A 14766-nucleotide genomic window follows, 5' to 3' on the forward strand; every position below is an offset into this window, starting at 1 on the left:
GATCCGGAGGCGATGTCGGCCTGTGTGAAGTCTGTGTGAAGTGGCGGCGCCCGGGGCTTCATACTGTCTTCAGCGCGGCCCGGATGATCGGGCCTCATCCAAGCTAGGCGAGGAATGCATTCGTGCCCCGACAAGACAAACCGAAATCCGACTCATCGAACCGGCGCGCCCGCGCAGGCAGGAAGACCTGGGCCGACCGCCTGCGCGCGCCGCACGGTGTTTGGGGCTGGGCCGCGCTGATCGTCGGCGGCCTGCTGCTGGCCGGGGTGCTGGCCGTGGGCGTGGCAGTGGCGCTGGTCTATCCGAGCCTGCCGGACGTTCGGCAGCTGGCGGACTACCAGCCCAAGCTGCCGCTGCGCGTGTTGACGGCGGACGGCGAGGTGATCGGCGAGTTCGGCGAGGAACGGCGCCAGCTGATGCCGCTCGAGCAGATTCCGCAAGTGATGCGCAATGCCGTGCTCGCCGCCGAGGACGCCCGCTTCTACGAGCATGGCGGCATCGACGGCATCGGCCTGACGCGCGCCATCCTGTCGAACCTGCGCCACGGCCTGCGCCAGGGGGCGTCCACCATCACGCAGCAGGTGGCGCGCAACATGTACCTCACGCCCGAGCGCACCTTCAGCCGCAAGCTGCGCGAGGCACTGATCGCGCTGCGCCTGGAAGACGAGTTGTCCAAGGACCAGATCTTCACCATCTACCTGAACCAGATCTACCTCGGCCAGCGCGCGTACGGCTTCGCCGCGGCCTGCGAGGCGTACTTCGGCAAGCCGCTGGCGGAGGTGACGCCGGCCGAGGCGGCGATGCTGGCCGGCCTGCCGAAGGCGCCCACGGCCAACAACCCGGTGGCCAATCCGCGGCGCGCGCGCAGCCGGCAGCTGTGGGTGATCGACCGCATGGCGTCGCTCGGCTTCCTCACCGCCGAGCAGGCCGAACAGGCCCGGCAGGAAAAGCTCAAGCTGCGCACCGACGCCGGCATGCCGCGCCTGCACGCCGAATACGTGGCCGAGATGGTGCGCCAGCAGATGGTGGCGCAGTACGGCGACAGCGCCTACACGCGCGGCCTGACGGTGACCACCTCGATCGATTCGAAGGACCAGGCGGCGGCCTATTCGGCGATGCGCAACGGGCTGCTCGACTACGAAGGGCGCCAGCCCTGGCGCGGGCCGGAACAGACGGTATCGCTGCCGACCGAGCCTGACGCGCTGGACGACGCGCTCGACGACGCGCTGGCGGCGCACCCCGGCGACGAGCAGGTGGAAGCGGCGGTGGTGCTCAAGGCCGAGCCGCGCGCGCTGGAGGTGGCGCGGCGCGACGGCACCACCGTGCGCATCGAGGGCAACGGCCTGCGCCTGGTGCGCGGCGGCCTGTCGTCACGCGCGGACGCGCGCCAGCGCATCGAGCGTGGCGCCATCCTGCGCATCATGCAGAACCCCAAGGGCGACTGGGAAGTGGTGCAGCTGCCCGAGGTCGAGGGCGCTTTCGTCGGCCTGGATCCGAACAACGGCGCGATCAAGGCCATGGTCGGCGGCTTCGACTTCTCGCGCAACCAGTTCAACCATGCCACCCAGGCCTGGCGCCAGCCGGGCTCGAGCTTCAAGCCTTTCATCTACTCGGCCGCGCTCGAAAAGGGCTTCGCCCCGTCGACGATGGTGGAAGACGGCCCGCTCTTCTTCGACCGCGCCACAACCGGCGGCCAGCCGTGGGAGCCGAAGAACTTCGACGGGAAGTTCGAGGGGCCGATGAGCCTGCGCGAGGCGCTGCAGAAGTCCAAGAACCTGGTGACCATCCGCGTGCTGCAGGCGATCGGCACGAACTACGCGCAGGACTGGGTGACGCACTTCGGCTTCGACGCCGACAGGCAGCCGCCTTACCTGCCGATGGGACTGGGCGCCGGCTCGGTCACGCCGATGCAGATGGCCGTGGCCTACGGCGTGTTCGCCAATGGCGGCTATCGGGTCGATCCGAGCGTGGTGACCAAGGTGGTCGAGCGCAATTCGCAGGTGCTGTTCGAGGCGGCGGCGCCGACGCTGGATGAATCGAAGCGCGCCATCCCCGAGCGCAACGCGTTCATCATGCGGTCGCTGCTGCAGAGCGTCATCAGGAACGGCACCGGCGCGCGCGCCTACCGGGCGCTGCGCCGCGACGACATCTACGGCAAGACCGGCACCACCAACGATTCGTACGACACCTGGTTCGCCGGCTTCCAGCCGGACATGGTTGGCATCGCCTGGATCGGCTACGACAACCCGCGCCAGCTGGGCGTGCGCGGCGAAACCGGCGGCAGCCTGAGCCTGCCGGTGTGGACGGCCTACATGCAGGCGGTGCTCAAGGGCGTGCCGGTGGCGAAGTCGAAGCCGCCCGAAGGCGTGGCCATGATCGACGGCGAGTGGTATTACGACGACTTCACGCCGGGCCGCGCGGTCGCGAGCCTGGGCATGGATAGCGCGCCGGCGGCCACCAGCGGGCAGATGGTGGCGCCGGGGACGGTGCCCGGCTTCGGCGGCAGCGTGCCGGCCGAGGCCGCGGTGATCGCGCCGCCGCCGGCGGATTCGCAGAAGCGCAACCGGATCCTCGACTTCTTCCGCTGACGCGGCGGCGCGTTTTCAGCCCGGCGATCGCAGCGGCAACGTGAGCGTGGCGATGGTGCCGCCGCGCGGTGCGTTCGCCAACTCGATGCGGCCGCGGTGCAGCGTGGCGATTTCCTTGACGAAGGCCAGGCCCAGCCCGGTGCTGCGCTTGTGGCTGTGCGGGCGCGCGAGCGAGTAGAACTTCTCGAAGATCTGGTCGCGCGCGTAGTCGGGTATGCCGGGGCCGTGGTCGCGCACCGTCAGGCGCGCCTCGCGCGGCCCGGCGTGCAGGGCCAGCGCCACCTCGGCCCCGGCGGGCGAGAAGTCGATCGCGTTGTCGAGCAGGTTGGAAACCGCCTGGCGCAGCAGGAACGGATCGCCTTCGACCCACGCCTGGCTGTCGATATTCACGTGCAGGCGGATCTGCCGCTTGGCCGCGGCGCCCTGGGCGGCGGCCGCCACCTCGTGCAGCAACTCGGCCAGCGCGACGTTCTCGCTGCGGTCGAGCGCGCGCTGCGTCTCCAGTGCGGTCAGCTGCATCATGCGGTCGACGATGTCCTGGATGCGCTGCGTCTCGTTGGCAATGTTGGCCAGGAAGTGCGTGCGCTCGGCCTCGCTCATGCCGGCTTCCTGCAGCAGCTCGGCGGCGCCGCGGATCGCCGACAGCGGGCTCTTGATCTCGTGGGTGAAGGTTTGCACGTACTCGGCGACGTAGCTGCGCCCGGTGAGGGCGTCGCGCATCTCGCGCAGGCCGCCGCGCAGGGTGTCGGCGGCGCGCCGTGCCATGCGTCCGAAGGTCAGGTCGCGCTGGCGGCGCAGCCAGCGCCAGTAGTCGGAGATGAGCCCGAACGGGCGCACCAGCCAGACCGACATGATCAGCGCCAGCAGCAGCAGGGCGAGTGCCGAGCCGGCGCCCACCCACAGCGTGCGGCTGCGCGCGTCCTGCACGAACTGGCCGAAGCTCTGCACCGGCTTGCCGACGCTGACCACGCCGACGATCTCGTCGCCCCAGCGCACCGGGGCCGCCGCGTACATGACCGAGGTGCGCGGGTCGGACGCGATGTCGCGCGTGGTGCGCGCGCCGTACTCGCCGTTCAGCGCGCGGCGCACGTCGGTCCAGCGCGAGTAGTCCGCGCCGGTGTCGCGGCCGGTGGAGTCGAAGACGACGTGGCCGTTGCGGTCGGTGACGTACATGCGCAGCTCGACACGCGTCTTGTGCAGGCCGTAGATCTGCGCCGAGAATTCGCGCGCATAGGCCGAGCGGAACAGCGGCTCGAGCCGGCCGGTGTTGATGGCCCCGGCGATCACGTCCTGCTCGACCAGGCTGGCCATGAGCTGCGAGACCTCGACCAGCGACTCCTCGGCCGACTCGCGGTAGCGCGGATCGATGTCGCCGACCACGCGGTACAGCAGCAGGGCGATGCCGGCGCAGTACACCAGCACGATGCCGATGAAGATGCGGGTGCGGCGCGACGTGGCGCCGGAGGCGGCCGTGCGCGGCCTCATTGCGCGGTGGCCGGCAGATCCTCGGCCAGCGCATAGCCCATGCCGCGCAGCGTGCGGATGGCCTCGACGCCGGGGGCGATCTCGCGCAGCTTGGCGCGCAGCGTCTTGACGTGCGCATCGACGGTGCGGTCGAAACTTTCGCTGGCCTGGTCCCACACCAGGGCCAGCAACTCGTCGCGCGTGAACACCCGGCCGGGGCGCTGCACCAGCTGGCGCAGCAGGCCGTACTCGTAGCGCGACAGGTCCAGCACCTGGCCGTAGTAGCGGATCTGCCGGCGCTCGTCGTCGACCGCCAGCGGCGCGGGGCGGGGCTCTTGTCCGTGGCCGTGCACGGCGGGCGCGGCGGCAGGCGGCGGGCTTGCCGGAGCAGGCTGCGCGGCGCCGGCCGGCGACGCGAGCGCGCTGCGGCGCAGGATGGTGCGCACCCGGGCCAGCAACTCGCGCGGCGAGAAGGGCTTGGCGATGTAGTCGTCCGCCCCCAGCTCCAAGCCGACGACGCGGTCGATCTCGTCGTTGCGCGCGGTCAGGAACAGCATCGGCACCTCGGGCCCGCCGGCGGCGCGGTTCATCGCCTGCAGGCGCTTGAACAGCTCGAAGCCGTTCATGTCGGGCAGGCCGACGTCCAGGATGGCGATGGCCGGCGGCGCGGCGGCGAAGCTCTCCAGGGCCTGCTGCGCGGTGGCGCACCAGACCGGCACGAAGCCGTCGCTCTTGAGGACGTACTGCAGGGTGTCCGCGATGCCGGACTCGTCTTCGGCGATCAGGACGCGTTGCTGGAAGGACATGGGCCGGATGGTAGCGGCGCGCCGCCGCGGCGGGCCGGATTCACGGCGCCGCGCTGCTGCCGGCGGGCAGGCGCGACAGGTCGTCGAGAATCGGGCAGTCGGGGCGCTGGTCGCCGTGGCAGCAGTGCACGAGGTGCGCCAGTGTGCGCTGCATCGCCTGCATCTCGGCGATGCGCTGCTCGAGTTCGTCCAGGTGCGCCTGCGCGACCCGCTTGACGCTGGCGCTGGTGCGGCGGCGATTGCGCCACAGGCCGACCAGTTCGGCCACCTGCTCCATCGAGAAGCCGAGGTCGCGCGCGCGCTTGATGAAGCGCAGGGTGTGCACCTCGGCCAGGCTGTAGCGCCGGTAGCCGGCGTCGCTGCGACGCACGTCGCCGAGCAGGCCGAGCTGCTCGTAGTGGCGCAGCATGCGCGCGGAGATGCCGGACAGCCGCGCGGCTTCGCCGATCAGCAGATTGGCGTCTGCGCCCGGCGCGGGGGCTGTCATTGGACGATGTAGCCGGCGTCGGCGATGGCGGCGGCCACCGGATCGCGCGGCTGCGCGCTGTCGACCGCCACCTGTGCGCCGGCCAGGTCGACGTGCACCCGCGCCTGCGGGTCGAGGTCGGTCACGGCCTGGCGGATGGCGTTGGCGCAGTGGTTGCAGCTCATGCCGGTGACGCGGAATTCGTGATGGTTCGTTGTGCTCATGGGTGCAGTGTCAACCTTCACACGGTGTGAGAGTCAAGCCCCTGAGGCATGCATGGACTATGTCGCGCCGGGGCTTGACCTTCACATCATGTGAAGGACTACGCTGACGGACATGAACACCAGTACTGCTTCCGTGCAAATGGACCTGGGCGTGGGCGGCATGACCTGCGCCTCGTGCGTCACGCGGGTCGAACGTGCCTTGCGCAAGGTACCGGGCGTGCAGGAGGCCTCGGTCAACCTGGCCACCGAGTCGGCGCGCGTGACGGCGCAGCCGGCCGACGACCTCCAGGCCCGCCTGCGCCGTGCCGTGCGCGAGGCCGGCTACGAGCCGCGCGATGCCGCGGCCGCCGCCGAGGACGATGCCGGGCAGTCGCCATGGGCCGGCTTCGGGCCGGTCGCCGCGGGCCTGCTGCTGAGCGCACCGCTGCTGGCGCCGATGCTGCTCGGTCCGCTCGGCGTGCACGCGATGCTGCCGCCATGGGCGCAGCTGCTGCTGGCCGCGCCCGTGCAGTTCTGGCTGGGCGCGCGCTTCTACCGCGCCGGCTGGCATGCGCTGCGTGCCGGCACCGGCAACATGGACCTGCTGGTCGCGCTCGGCACCAGCGCCGCCTTCGGCCTGTCGCTGTGGCTGTGGGCGCGCGCGCCATCCGGCCATGCGCCGCACCTTTACTTCGAAGCCTCGGCGGTGGTGATCTCGCTGGTGCTGCTGGGCAAGTGGCTGGAGGCGCGCGCCAGGCGGCAGGCGACTTCGGCCATCCGGGCGCTGCAGGCGCTGCGGCCCGAACTGGCGCACCTGGTGGACGCGCGCACCGGCAAGCAGGCCGACGTTCCCGTGGGCGAGCTGCTGGCCGGCGACCGGCTGGTGGTGCTGCCGGGCGAGCGGATGCCGGCGGATGCGCGCGTGCTGGAAGGGCGGTCGTCGGTGGACGAGGCGATGCTGACCGGCGAGCCCTTGCCGGTGCCCAAGGGTGAGGGCGACATGGTGACCGGCGGCTCGATCAATGGCGAGGGAAGGCTGCTGGTGCAGGTGCAGGCCGTCGGCGCCGAGAGCGTGCTGGCACGCATCATCCGGCTGGTGGAAGACGCGCAGGCGGCCAAGGCACCGATCCAGCGCCTGGTCGACAAGGTGGCCGCTGTTTTCGTGCCGGTGGTGCTGGGCGTGGCCATGCTCACGCTGGCGGGCTGGTGGTTCGCCGGCGCGAATGCCGAGACGGCGTGGGTGCATGCGGTGGCGGTGCTGGTCATCGCCTGCCCGTGCGCACTGGGGCTGGCCACGCCGGTGTCGGTGATGGCGGGTACCGGCGTGGCGGCGCGCGCCGGCATCCTGATCAAGGACGCGCAGGCGCTGGAGACGGCGCACCGCGTGGACACGGTGGCGTTCGACAAGACCGGCACGCTGACGCTGGGCCGGCCGCGCCTGACGGCGCTGCTGCCGGTGTCGCCGGACGCGGGTGACGCGCCGACGCTGCTGGCGGTTGCGGCCGGCTTGCAGGCGGGCAGCAGCCATCCGCTGGCGCGGGCCGTGCTGGACGCTGCCGCCGCGCAGGGCGTGCTGCCGCGCAGTGCGGCGGACCTTCGCGCGGTGGAAGGGCGCGGCATGGCCGGCCGGGTGATGGACGAGGCGGGGCAGGACGGTGCGCGCTGGGCGCTGGCCAGCCTGCGCTGGTGCGAGGAACTGGGCGCGGCACCCGACGCCGGCATGCTGGCGCCGCTGCAGGCGCAGGGCGCGACGGTGTCGGCCCTGCTGCGCTTCGACACTGCAAGCGCGGGCCGGATCGACCGGGCGCCGGCCGGCACCGGCGATGCGCCCGCGCCGCGCCTGATGGCCCTTCTGGCGTTCGCCGACGAGCCCAAGCCGGGCGCGGCGGCCGCGGTGGCAAGGCTTCGCGAGCGCGGCCTGCGGGTGGTGATGATCTCGGGCGACAACCGGCGCGCGGCCGAGTCGATGGCGGCGCGCGTGGGCATCGCGGCCGGGGAGGTGCGCGCCGAGGTCCTGCCGGGCGACAAGGCGAGCGTCGTGCAGGCGCTGCGCGCCGAGGGCCGCGTGGTGGCGATGGTGGGCGACGGGGCCAATGACGCGCCGGCGCTGGCGGCGGCCGACGTCGGCATGGCCATGGCCAACGGCACCGACGTCGCCATGGAGGCGGCCGGCATCACGCTGATGCGCGGGGACCTGGCGCTGGTGGCCGACGCGCTCGAGGTGTCGGCGCGCACGGTGGCGAAGATCCGGCAGAACCTGTTCTGGGCCTTCGCCTACAACGTGGCCGGCATTCCGCTCGCCGCGTTCGGGCTGCTCAGCCCGGTGGTGGCCGGCGCGGCGATGGCGCTCTCGAGCGTGAGCGTCATGACCAACGCGCTGCTGCTGCGGCGCTGGCGCCCGCGCGCCGGCGGGGAGGGCGCGGCGGCCGGCGCCGCGCCGCGCGGCCTCAGGCCAGCGCCGGATAGTCGATGAAGCCCTTGGCGCCGCCGCCGTAGAAGGTGTTCTTGTCCCACGCGTTGAGCGGCGCGTCTTCGCGCAGGCGGCGCACCAGGTCCGGGTTCGAGATGAAGGGCTTGCCGAACGCCACCAGGTCGGCGCCTTCGGCCAGTGCCTTCTCGGCAAGCACCTTGTCGTAGCCGTTGTTGACCATCCAGGCGCCCTGGCCGCCGGCGTCGCGATACGCGGCCTTGAGCGCGGCATAGTCGAAGGGGCGCTCGGGGATCTCGCGCGGGCCGCCGGTGGCGCCTTCGATGATGTGGACATAGGCCAGGCCGAGCGTCGCAAGCTGGCGCAGCACGTACTCGAACAGCGGCTGCGGATCGGCGTCGCTGGCGTCGTTGGCCGGCGTCACCGGCGACAGGCGGATGCCGGTGCGGCCGGCACCGGCTGCCTCGGCCACGGCGCGGGTCACCTCCAGCAGCAGGCGGGCGCGGTTCTCGATGCTGCCGCCGTAGGCGTCGCTGCGCTGGTTGCTGCCGGTCTTGAGGAACTGGTCGAGCAGGTAGCCGTTGGCGCCGTGGATCTCCACGCCGTCGAAGCCGGCCTGGTGCACCGCGGCTTGCGCGGCACGGCGGTAGTCGTCCACGATGCCCGGCAGTTCGTCGAGGGCGAGGGCGCGCGGCATGGAGGTCTCGACGAAGGTCGGGACGCCGTCATGGATCAGCACGGTCTTGGTCTTGGCGACGATGGCCGACGGCGCCACCGGCGCGCCGCCGTCGGGCTGCAGTTCGTTGTGCGACACGCGGCCCACGTGCCACAGCTGGGTGACGATCTTGCCGCCGTTGGCATGGACGGCGTCGGTCACGCGCTTCCAGCCTTGCAGCTGGTCTTGCGCATACAGGCCGGGCACGTCGGCATAGCCCTGGCCCTGGTGGCTGATGGCCGTGGCCTCGGTGATGAGCAGGCCGGCGCTGGCGCGCTGCGCGTAGTAGGTGGCGGAGATGTCCTGCGGAACGGCGCGCGGCGAGCGGTTGCGCGTCAACGGCGCCATGACGATGCGGTTGGCCAGCTGGAGATCACCGGCGCGGACGGGGTCGAAGAGAGTGGGCATGGAATGTCGGTCGGCAATGAAGAAGGACCAGGGCCTGCGGCAGGCGCTGGTCCGGGGGATGCCGCGGCGCGGGTCCGCGGCATGGCGCAGATGCCTACTTGAGCAGGCCCTCGGCCTTCATGGCGGCCTGCACGGCCGGGCGGGCGGCGACGCGCTCGCGCCAGGCCAGGAGGTTCGGGTAGGGCGACAGGTCGATGTTCATCGGCTTGGCCCAGTTGGTGACGGTGAACAGGTAGCCGTCGGCAACGGTGAACTGGTCGCCCATGAGGAACTGCATGCCTTCGAGGCGGCTGTCGACCCACTTGAGGCGCGAGACCAGGCGGTCGCGGGCGATGGTCTTGTATTCCTCCGGCGTGGCCGGGTTGAACAGGGGAGAGAAGCCCTTGTGCACCTCGGTGCCGATGAAGGTCAGCCACTCCTGCAGGCGGTAGCGCTCGAGCGTGCCGTTGGCCGGTGCCAGCTTCTTGTCAGGCGCCTGGTCGGCGATGTATTGCACGATGGCGGGGCCTTCGCGCAGACGCGTGCCGTCGTCGAACTCGAGCAGCGGCACGTAGCCCAGCGGGTTGATGCCGTAGTAATCCGTGCCGTCCTGCAGCTTGTGGCTCTTGGTGCTGGCGAGCACCGGCTCGAACGCCAGGCCCGATTCGAGCAGCGCGATGTGCGGGGACAGGGAGCAGGCGCCGGGGGAGTAGTAGAGCTTCATGGAATCGATCCAGTGTTGTGGGTTGTTTGTTGTCCAGCGCAATGCTAGGCGAGTTGGCTTGATGGCGTTGTCCTACGGGGCATTGGGCCGGGGACCGATGCGGGGAAGCCATGCCGGTGCCTACGCTAGCGCCTCATCAGTTGCGGCCTTTCGCCGCACAAACAAGGAGAGACGGATGCTCAAGTACGCGATCGTGTTCGCGATCATTGCCTTGATCGCAGGTGCACTTGGTTTCACGGGCGTGGCCGCCGCGTCGGCCGGCGTGGCCAAGCTGTTGTTCGGCCTGTTCCTGGTGCTGGCCCTGATTTTCGTGGTGCTCGCGATGCTGGGCGTAGGCGCGGCCAAGAAGATGATCGACTGACCATGCCGCCGCTGTTGACCATGAACGACATTTCCGGGCGGGGCCTGCGCGCTGTGGCATCCCCGGCGCAACTCGTGCAGCGGGTGCTGCGCGTAACGCGCGCGAACTGGCAGGTGATCGACCGCCGCGCCGCCCAGGCCATGCGCCAGGCCGGCGTGCGGCGGGTTTCCCCTCAGCCGCACGGTTGAGCGACGCCCGGGGCCCCGCGCAGGGGCTGGGGCGCGGACCGGACTGCTACAAAAAGCATAGCACCCCGGTCAGTGGGCATGCGCCTCGGCGTGGGCCTGGAGAAAAGGGTGATCGCCTCACCTGCAAGCGCGGGAGGGCGGGGCGGCGTTAAAATCGCCGGTTCCCCCGAACCGCAGCGCAGCGTCGTCAATCGCGCCTTTTTCCAATGCTTTATCCCGAAGAATTCGATGTCATCGTCGTAGGCGGTGGACATGCCGGTACCGAGGCCGCCCTGGCTTCGGCGCGCATGGGTGCGCGCACCCTCTTGCTGACTCACAACATCGAGACGCTGGGGCAGATGAGCTGCAACCCGTCGATCGGGGGCATCGGCAAGGGCCATCTGGTCAAGGAGGTCGATGCCCTGGGCGGTGCGATGGCACTTGCGACCGATGAGTCGGGCATCCAGTTCCGTATCCTGAATTCGAGCAAGGGCCCGGCCGTGCGCGCCACCCGGGCCCAGGCCGATCGCGTGCTGTACAAGGCAGCGATTCGCCGCATGCTGGAGAACCAGCCCAACCTGAGCCTGTTCCAGCAGGCGGTGGACGATCTCATGGTCGAGGGCGACCGCGTCGTCGGCGCGGTGACGCAGGTCGGCATCGCGTTTCGCGCGCGCGCGGTCGTGCTGACGGCCGGCACCTTCCTGGACGGTCGCATCCACGTCGGGCTCGACAACTACCAGGCCGGACGTGCGGGAGACCCGCCCGCGGTGAGCCTGTCGGCGCGCCTGAAGGAACTCCGGTTGCCGCAGGGGCGGCTCAAGACCGGGACGCCGCCGCGGCTGGATGGCCGCAGCATCGACTTTTCGCGGTGCACCGAGCAGCCGGGCGACGGCATGCCGGGCGGCGCCACGGCAAGCATGCCGGTGTTCAGCTTCATGGGACGCGCTGCGATGCACCCGGAGCAGCGGCCTTGCTGGATCACGCACACCAACGAGCGCACGCACGAGATCATTCGCTCCGGCTTCGACCGCAGCCCCATGTTCACCGGCAAGATCGAGGGCGTGGGCCCGCGCTATTGCCCGAGCGTGGAGGACAAGATCAACCGGTTCGCGGACAAGGACAGCCACCAGATCTTCCTGGAGCCGGAGGGGCTGACCACGAACGAGTACTACCCGAACGGGATTTCCACCAGCCTGCCGTTCGACATCCAGTACGCGCTGGTGCGCTCGATTCCCGGGCTGGAGCAGGCCCACATTCTGCGGCCGGGCTACGCCATCGAGTACGACTACTTCGACCCGCGCGGCCTGACCAGTCACTTCGAGACCCGGGCCATCCGGGGCCTTTTCTTCGCGGGGCAGATCAACGGGACCACCGGGTATGAAGAGGCGGCGGCCCAGGGGTTGTTTGCCGGGATCAATGCAGCATTGCAGGTGCGCGGGGAAGGGCCCTGGGTTCCGCAGCGGGATGAGGCCTACCTCGGTGTCCTGGTCGACGACCTGATCACCAAGGGCGTGACAGAGCCGTACCGGATGTTCACGAGCCGGGCCGAATTCCGGCTGCAACTGCGAGAAGACAACGCCGACATGCGGCTGACCGAAATCGGCCGCAAGCTGGGCCTGGTGGACGACGCCCGCTGGGATGCCTTCTCCCGCAAGCGCGACAGTGTTTCACGTGAAACAGAGCGGCTGAAGTCGATCTGGGTGAATCCGCGCAACTTGCCCGCGGCCGAATCGGAGCGGGTACTGGGCAAGGCCATCGAGCGCGAGTACAACCTGGCGGACCTGCTCCGCCGCCCTGGCGTGAGCTACTCGGACCTGATGTCGTTGGACGGCGGGCGCTTCGCCGTGCAGGACGGGGAAGGTCTGGGCGGCGTGGAAGTCGAACAACTCGAGATTGCGGCCAAGTACGCTGGCTACATCAACCGCCAGCAGGACGAAGTCGGGCGCGCGGCCCATTTCGAGAAGCTGAAGTTGCCCGAGGACTTGGACTATTCGCAGGTTTCGGCACTCAGCTTCGAGGTCCGGCAGAAGTTGGCCAAGCATCGCCCGGAAACGCTAGGCCAGGCCTCGCGCATTTCCGGGGTGACGCCGGCTGCGGTATCGCTGCTGATGATTCATCTGCGCAAGGGCGGGTATCGCGCCTTCACCGGAGAATCGCTGGCGCAGGACGCGGACGCAGGCACGACCGAAGTCGGCGCCCGATGAGCGGGGCGCGCGACGCCCTGCTGAGGCAGGGGGCGGAGGCCCTGGGCCTGACGCTGGACGATGACCAATGCCGCGGTCTGCAGGCCTACGCGGACCTGATTCTCAAGTGGAACAAGGTCTACAACCTGACGGCGCTGCGGTCTCCTGAACAGGTGCTGACGCACCATCTGCTGGACAGCTTGTCGGTGATTCCGTCGCTTGAGCGGCAGTGCCCCGCTGCCACCCGCGTCCTGGACGTGGGGTCGGGCGCAGGCCTCCCGGGCGCGGTCATCGCCATCGTCCGTCCCGACTTGTCGGTCACCTGCGTGGACGCGGTCGCAAAGAAAGCTGCGTTCATCCGCCAGGTGTCGGCAGAACTGAACCTGCCGCACCTCAACGGACGGCACGCTCGCGTGGAAACGATGGGCGGCCGCTTCGACGTGATCTGCTCCCGGGCTTTCGCCTCGCTGGCTGATTTTGTCGATGGCTCCGCGCATCTCCTGGCGCCGGACGGCTGTTGGCTGGCCATGAAGGGGAAAGTGCCGACCGACGAAATCGAGGCGCTCCCTTCCGGAGTCGATGTGTTTCACGTGGAACAACTGTCGGTGCCGGGTTTGGACGCCGAACGCTGCATCGTGTGGGCAAGAAAAGCGCCGAATTGACCGGCCACGGCGGCGTGCTCGCGTAGACTCGACGCTCTCACACAATTGGTCCCTTCCCATGTTCGGCATCGCTGACTACGGCGCGTTCGTCGCCGCCATTGTTCTCTTCCTTGCCATTCCGGGGCCGGGGAATCTTGCGCTGATCACCTCGACCGGGAAGGGCGGCATTCGCGCCGGCATGGCGGCCACCGCGGGCCTGATCGTCGGCGACCAATGCCTCATGTGGGCGGCAGTCGCCGGAGTGGCCGCACTGCTGGCAGCCTACCCGGCTGCCTTTCATGCGGTCCAGTGGCTCGGGGCAGCGTACCTTGCATGGCTTGGGCTGAAGATGATCCGCGCCAGGCCGGGCGCGGCGCCGGTGATCAACATCCGGCCTCGCCAATACACCCGCCAGGCCTTCATCATCACGCTGCTCAATCCCAAGGCCATCGTCTTCTACATGGCCTTCTTCCCCCTGTTCATCGACCCGGCGCAGCACCAGGGCCTGCAGACCTTCGCGGTCATGGCGCTGACCATTGCCGTGCTGACCTTCCTGTATGCGTTGACGGTGGTACTGCTGGCGCACTTCCTGGCCGAACGCATCCGCGCCAATCCCCGTATTTCCGGCGCGCTGGAAAAGCTGGCGGGCGTGTTCCTGCTCGGCTTCGGCATCAAGCTGGCGGCCTCGAGCTGACGGACGGCCATGGCTCGCATCTTCTGCATCGCGAATCAAAAGGGCGGCGTCGGCAAGACCACCACCACCGTCAATCTGGCAGCCGGGTTGGCGACCCAGGGCCAGCGCGTCCTGATGATCGACCTCGATCCCCAGGGCAATGCCACCATGGGCTCGGGCGTGGACAAGCGCCAGCTCGAACTGAGCGTGTACGACGTCCTCCTGGAATCCGCCTCGGTCGCCGAGGCGAGGGTGCGACCGGAGCGCCTGGTCGAGGCCGGGTGCGCCTACGACGTCCTGGGCGCCAATCGCGAGCTGGCCGGCGCCGAGGTGGAGATGGTCGAACTCGACCGGCGCGAGAAGCGCCTTCGCACCGCCCTGGCCACCGTCGGCGCCGAGTACGACTTCATCCTGATCGACTGCCCGCCCAGCCTGAGCCTGCTGACGCTCAACGGCTTGTGCGCAGCGCACGGCGTGATCGTGCCGATGCAGTGCGAGTACTTCGCGCTCGAAGGCCTCACCGACCTGGTCAACACCATCAAGCAGGTGCATGCCAATCTGAACAAGAACCTGCAGATCATCGGGCTGCTGCGGGTCATGTTCGATCCCCGCATCACGCTGCAGCAACAAGTCAGCGACCAGCTCAAGGCGCACTTCGGCGAGAAGGTCTTCGACACGGTCATTCCGCGAAATGTCCGCCTGGCAGAGGCGCCCAGCTACGGCTTGCCCGGGCTGGTCTTCGATCCCTCGGCGCGCGGCAGCCAGGCCTTCGTCGCCTTCGCGCAGGAAATGATCCGGAAGATGCCACCGGCACAGGCCGCGGAGCCTGCAAGGGCGGCCGTGCCGCCAGCCGCGCCCGCGGATGCAGCGATGGCGGACGCGGCGGGGCCGGAAGTCGCGCCGGCACAGCCCGGTGCGCCGCGCGAGTAGCCGGTACGCCTTGCTGCATCGACAAAGTTT

Annotated in this window: 14 protein-coding genes; 8 read left to right on the forward strand and 6 right to left on the reverse strand. The window is 69.8% G+C overall.

Annotation, left to right across the window (positions count from 1 at the left end; genetic code table 11):
• Nucleotides 1–122 precede the first annotated feature (122 nt).
• Nucleotides 123–2588, forward strand: coding sequence for a penicillin-binding protein 1A (locus VES41_RS03785; protein ID WP_414719016.1), 2466 nt, complete (start codon nucleotides 123–125; stop codon nucleotides 2586–2588).
• A gap of 15 nt (nucleotides 2589–2603) precedes the next feature.
• Here the strand turns inward: VES41_RS03785 and creC are convergent, their stop codons facing one another.
• The 4 genes from creC to VES41_RS03805 are packed head-to-tail and all read right to left on the reverse strand — an operon-like array spanning nucleotide 2604 to nucleotide 5548.
• A complete protein-coding gene (gene creC, locus VES41_RS03790; protein WP_324813200.1) occupies nucleotides 2604–4073 on the reverse strand; it encodes a two-component system sensor histidine kinase CreC in 1470 nt (489 codons plus the stop codon).
• Entirely contained in the window at nucleotides 4070–4858 is a 789-nt protein-coding gene (creB, locus tag VES41_RS03795; RefSeq protein WP_324813202.1) for a two-component system response regulator CreB, read from the reverse strand. Before creB ends, creC begins: the two co-directional genes overlap by 4 nt.
• Before the next feature lie 40 nt (nucleotides 4859–4898).
• Nucleotides 4899–5345 carry a Cu(I)-responsive transcriptional regulator gene (gene cueR / locus VES41_RS03800; protein WP_324813205.1) on the reverse strand — a complete coding sequence of 149 codons (447 nt, stop codon included), beginning with the start codon at nucleotides 5343–5345 and terminating at the stop codon, nucleotides 4899–4901.
• On the reverse strand, nucleotides 5342–5548 hold the full coding sequence (locus VES41_RS03805) for a heavy-metal-associated domain-containing protein (protein ID WP_324813207.1): 207 nt from the start codon (nucleotides 5546–5548) through the stop codon (nucleotides 5342–5344). Before VES41_RS03805 ends, cueR begins: the two co-directional genes overlap by 4 nt.
• 112 nt (nucleotides 5549–5660) lie before the next feature.
• On the opposite strand from VES41_RS03805, the gene VES41_RS03810 reads away from it, so the two are divergent.
• Nucleotides 5661–8000, forward strand: coding sequence for a heavy metal translocating P-type ATPase (locus VES41_RS03810; protein WP_324813209.1), 2340 nt, complete (start codon nucleotides 5661–5663; stop codon nucleotides 7998–8000).
• On the opposite strand, the gene VES41_RS03815 is transcribed toward VES41_RS03810, so the two are convergent.
• Both VES41_RS03815 and gstA read right to left on the reverse strand, forming a co-directional pair.
• Nucleotides 7975–9078, reverse strand: a complete 1104-nt coding sequence (locus tag VES41_RS03815) for an alkene reductase (RefSeq protein ID WP_324813211.1) — start codon at nucleotides 9076–9078, stop codon at nucleotides 7975–7977. The two genes, VES41_RS03810 and VES41_RS03815, sit on opposite strands and share 26 nt — an antisense overlap.
• Before the next feature lie 94 nt (nucleotides 9079–9172).
• Nucleotides 9173–9781 (reverse strand): glutathione transferase GstA, encoded by a 609-nt coding sequence (gstA, locus tag VES41_RS03820; RefSeq protein WP_324813214.1) that lies wholly within the window; start codon nucleotides 9779–9781, stop codon nucleotides 9173–9175.
• A gap of 175 nt (nucleotides 9782–9956) precedes the next feature.
• Between gstA and VES41_RS03825 the strand changes: the two genes are divergently transcribed.
• The 6 genes from VES41_RS03825 (at nucleotide 9957) to VES41_RS03850 (ending at nucleotide 14736) form a co-directional block, all read left to right on the forward strand.
• Nucleotides 9957–10142, forward strand: a complete 186-nt coding sequence (locus VES41_RS03825; protein WP_324813216.1) for a DUF1328 domain-containing protein — start codon at nucleotides 9957–9959, stop codon at nucleotides 10140–10142.
• 2 nt (nucleotides 10143–10144) lie between these two features.
• Nucleotides 10145–10330 carry a hypothetical protein gene (locus tag VES41_RS03830; protein ID WP_324813218.1) on the forward strand — a complete coding sequence of 62 codons (186 nt, stop codon included), beginning with the start codon at nucleotides 10145–10147 and terminating at the stop codon, nucleotides 10328–10330.
• A 206-nt stretch (nucleotides 10331–10536) separates the two neighbouring features.
• Complete coding sequence (gene mnmG / locus VES41_RS03835; RefSeq protein ID WP_324813221.1) at nucleotides 10537–12513, forward strand: tRNA uridine-5-carboxymethylaminomethyl(34) synthesis enzyme MnmG; 1977 nt, start codon at nucleotides 10537–10539, stop codon at nucleotides 12511–12513.
• Nucleotides 12510–13154 (forward strand): 16S rRNA (guanine(527)-N(7))-methyltransferase RsmG, encoded by a 645-nt coding sequence (gene rsmG, locus VES41_RS03840; RefSeq protein ID WP_324813223.1) that lies wholly within the window; start codon nucleotides 12510–12512, stop codon nucleotides 13152–13154. The genes mnmG and rsmG overlap by 4 nt, the downstream gene beginning before the upstream one ends.
• A gap of 58 nt (nucleotides 13155–13212) precedes the next feature.
• Nucleotides 13213–13827, forward strand: coding sequence for a LysE family transporter (locus tag VES41_RS03845; protein WP_324813226.1), 615 nt, complete (start codon nucleotides 13213–13215; stop codon nucleotides 13825–13827).
• 9 nt (nucleotides 13828–13836) lie between these two features.
• Nucleotides 13837–14736 carry an AAA family ATPase gene (locus VES41_RS03850; protein ID WP_324813228.1) on the forward strand — a complete coding sequence of 300 codons (900 nt, stop codon included), beginning with the start codon at nucleotides 13837–13839 and terminating at the stop codon, nucleotides 14734–14736.
• Nucleotides 14737–14766 lie beyond the last annotated feature (30 nt).

The sequence above is a fragment of the Variovorax sp. genome, assembly GCF_035634955.1.
Classification (GTDB): Bacteria; Pseudomonadota; Gammaproteobacteria; order Burkholderiales; family Burkholderiaceae_C; genus Variovorax.

Coding starts and splice junctions, on each gene's coding strand:
- creC (WP_324813200.1), bottom strand. CDS start 4,073: ATGAGGCCGCGCACGGCCGCCTCCGGCGCCACGTCGCGCCGCACCCGC.
- creB (WP_324813202.1), bottom strand. CDS start 4,858: ATGTCCTTCCAGCAACGCGTCCTGATCGCCGAAGACGAGTCCGGCATC.
- cueR (WP_324813205.1), bottom strand. CDS start 5,345: ATGACAGCCCCCGCGCCGGGCGCAGACGCCAATCTGCTGATCGGCGAA.
- VES41_RS03805 (WP_324813207.1), bottom strand. CDS start 5,548: ATGAGCACAACGAACCATCACGAATTCCGCGTCACCGGCATGAGCTGC.
- VES41_RS03810 (WP_324813209.1), top strand. CDS start 5,661: ATGAACACCAGTACTGCTTCCGTGCAAATGGACCTGGGCGTGGGCGGC.
- VES41_RS03815 (WP_324813211.1), bottom strand. CDS start 9,078: ATGCCCACTCTCTTCGACCCCGTCCGCGCCGGTGATCTCCAGCTGGCC.
- gstA (WP_324813214.1), bottom strand. CDS start 9,781: ATGAAGCTCTACTACTCCCCCGGCGCCTGCTCCCTGTCCCCGCACATC.
- VES41_RS03825 (WP_324813216.1), top strand. CDS start 9,957: ATGCTCAAGTACGCGATCGTGTTCGCGATCATTGCCTTGATCGCAGGT.
- VES41_RS03830 (WP_324813218.1), top strand. CDS start 10,145: ATGCCGCCGCTGTTGACCATGAACGACATTTCCGGGCGGGGCCTGCGC.
- mnmG (WP_324813221.1), top strand. CDS start 10,537: ATGCTTTATCCCGAAGAATTCGATGTCATCGTCGTAGGCGGTGGACAT.
- rsmG (WP_324813223.1), top strand. CDS start 12,510: ATGAGCGGGGCGCGCGACGCCCTGCTGAGGCAGGGGGCGGAGGCCCTG.
- VES41_RS03845 (WP_324813226.1), top strand. CDS start 13,213: ATGTTCGGCATCGCTGACTACGGCGCGTTCGTCGCCGCCATTGTTCTC.
- VES41_RS03850 (WP_324813228.1), top strand. CDS start 13,837: ATGGCTCGCATCTTCTGCATCGCGAATCAAAAGGGCGGCGTCGGCAAG.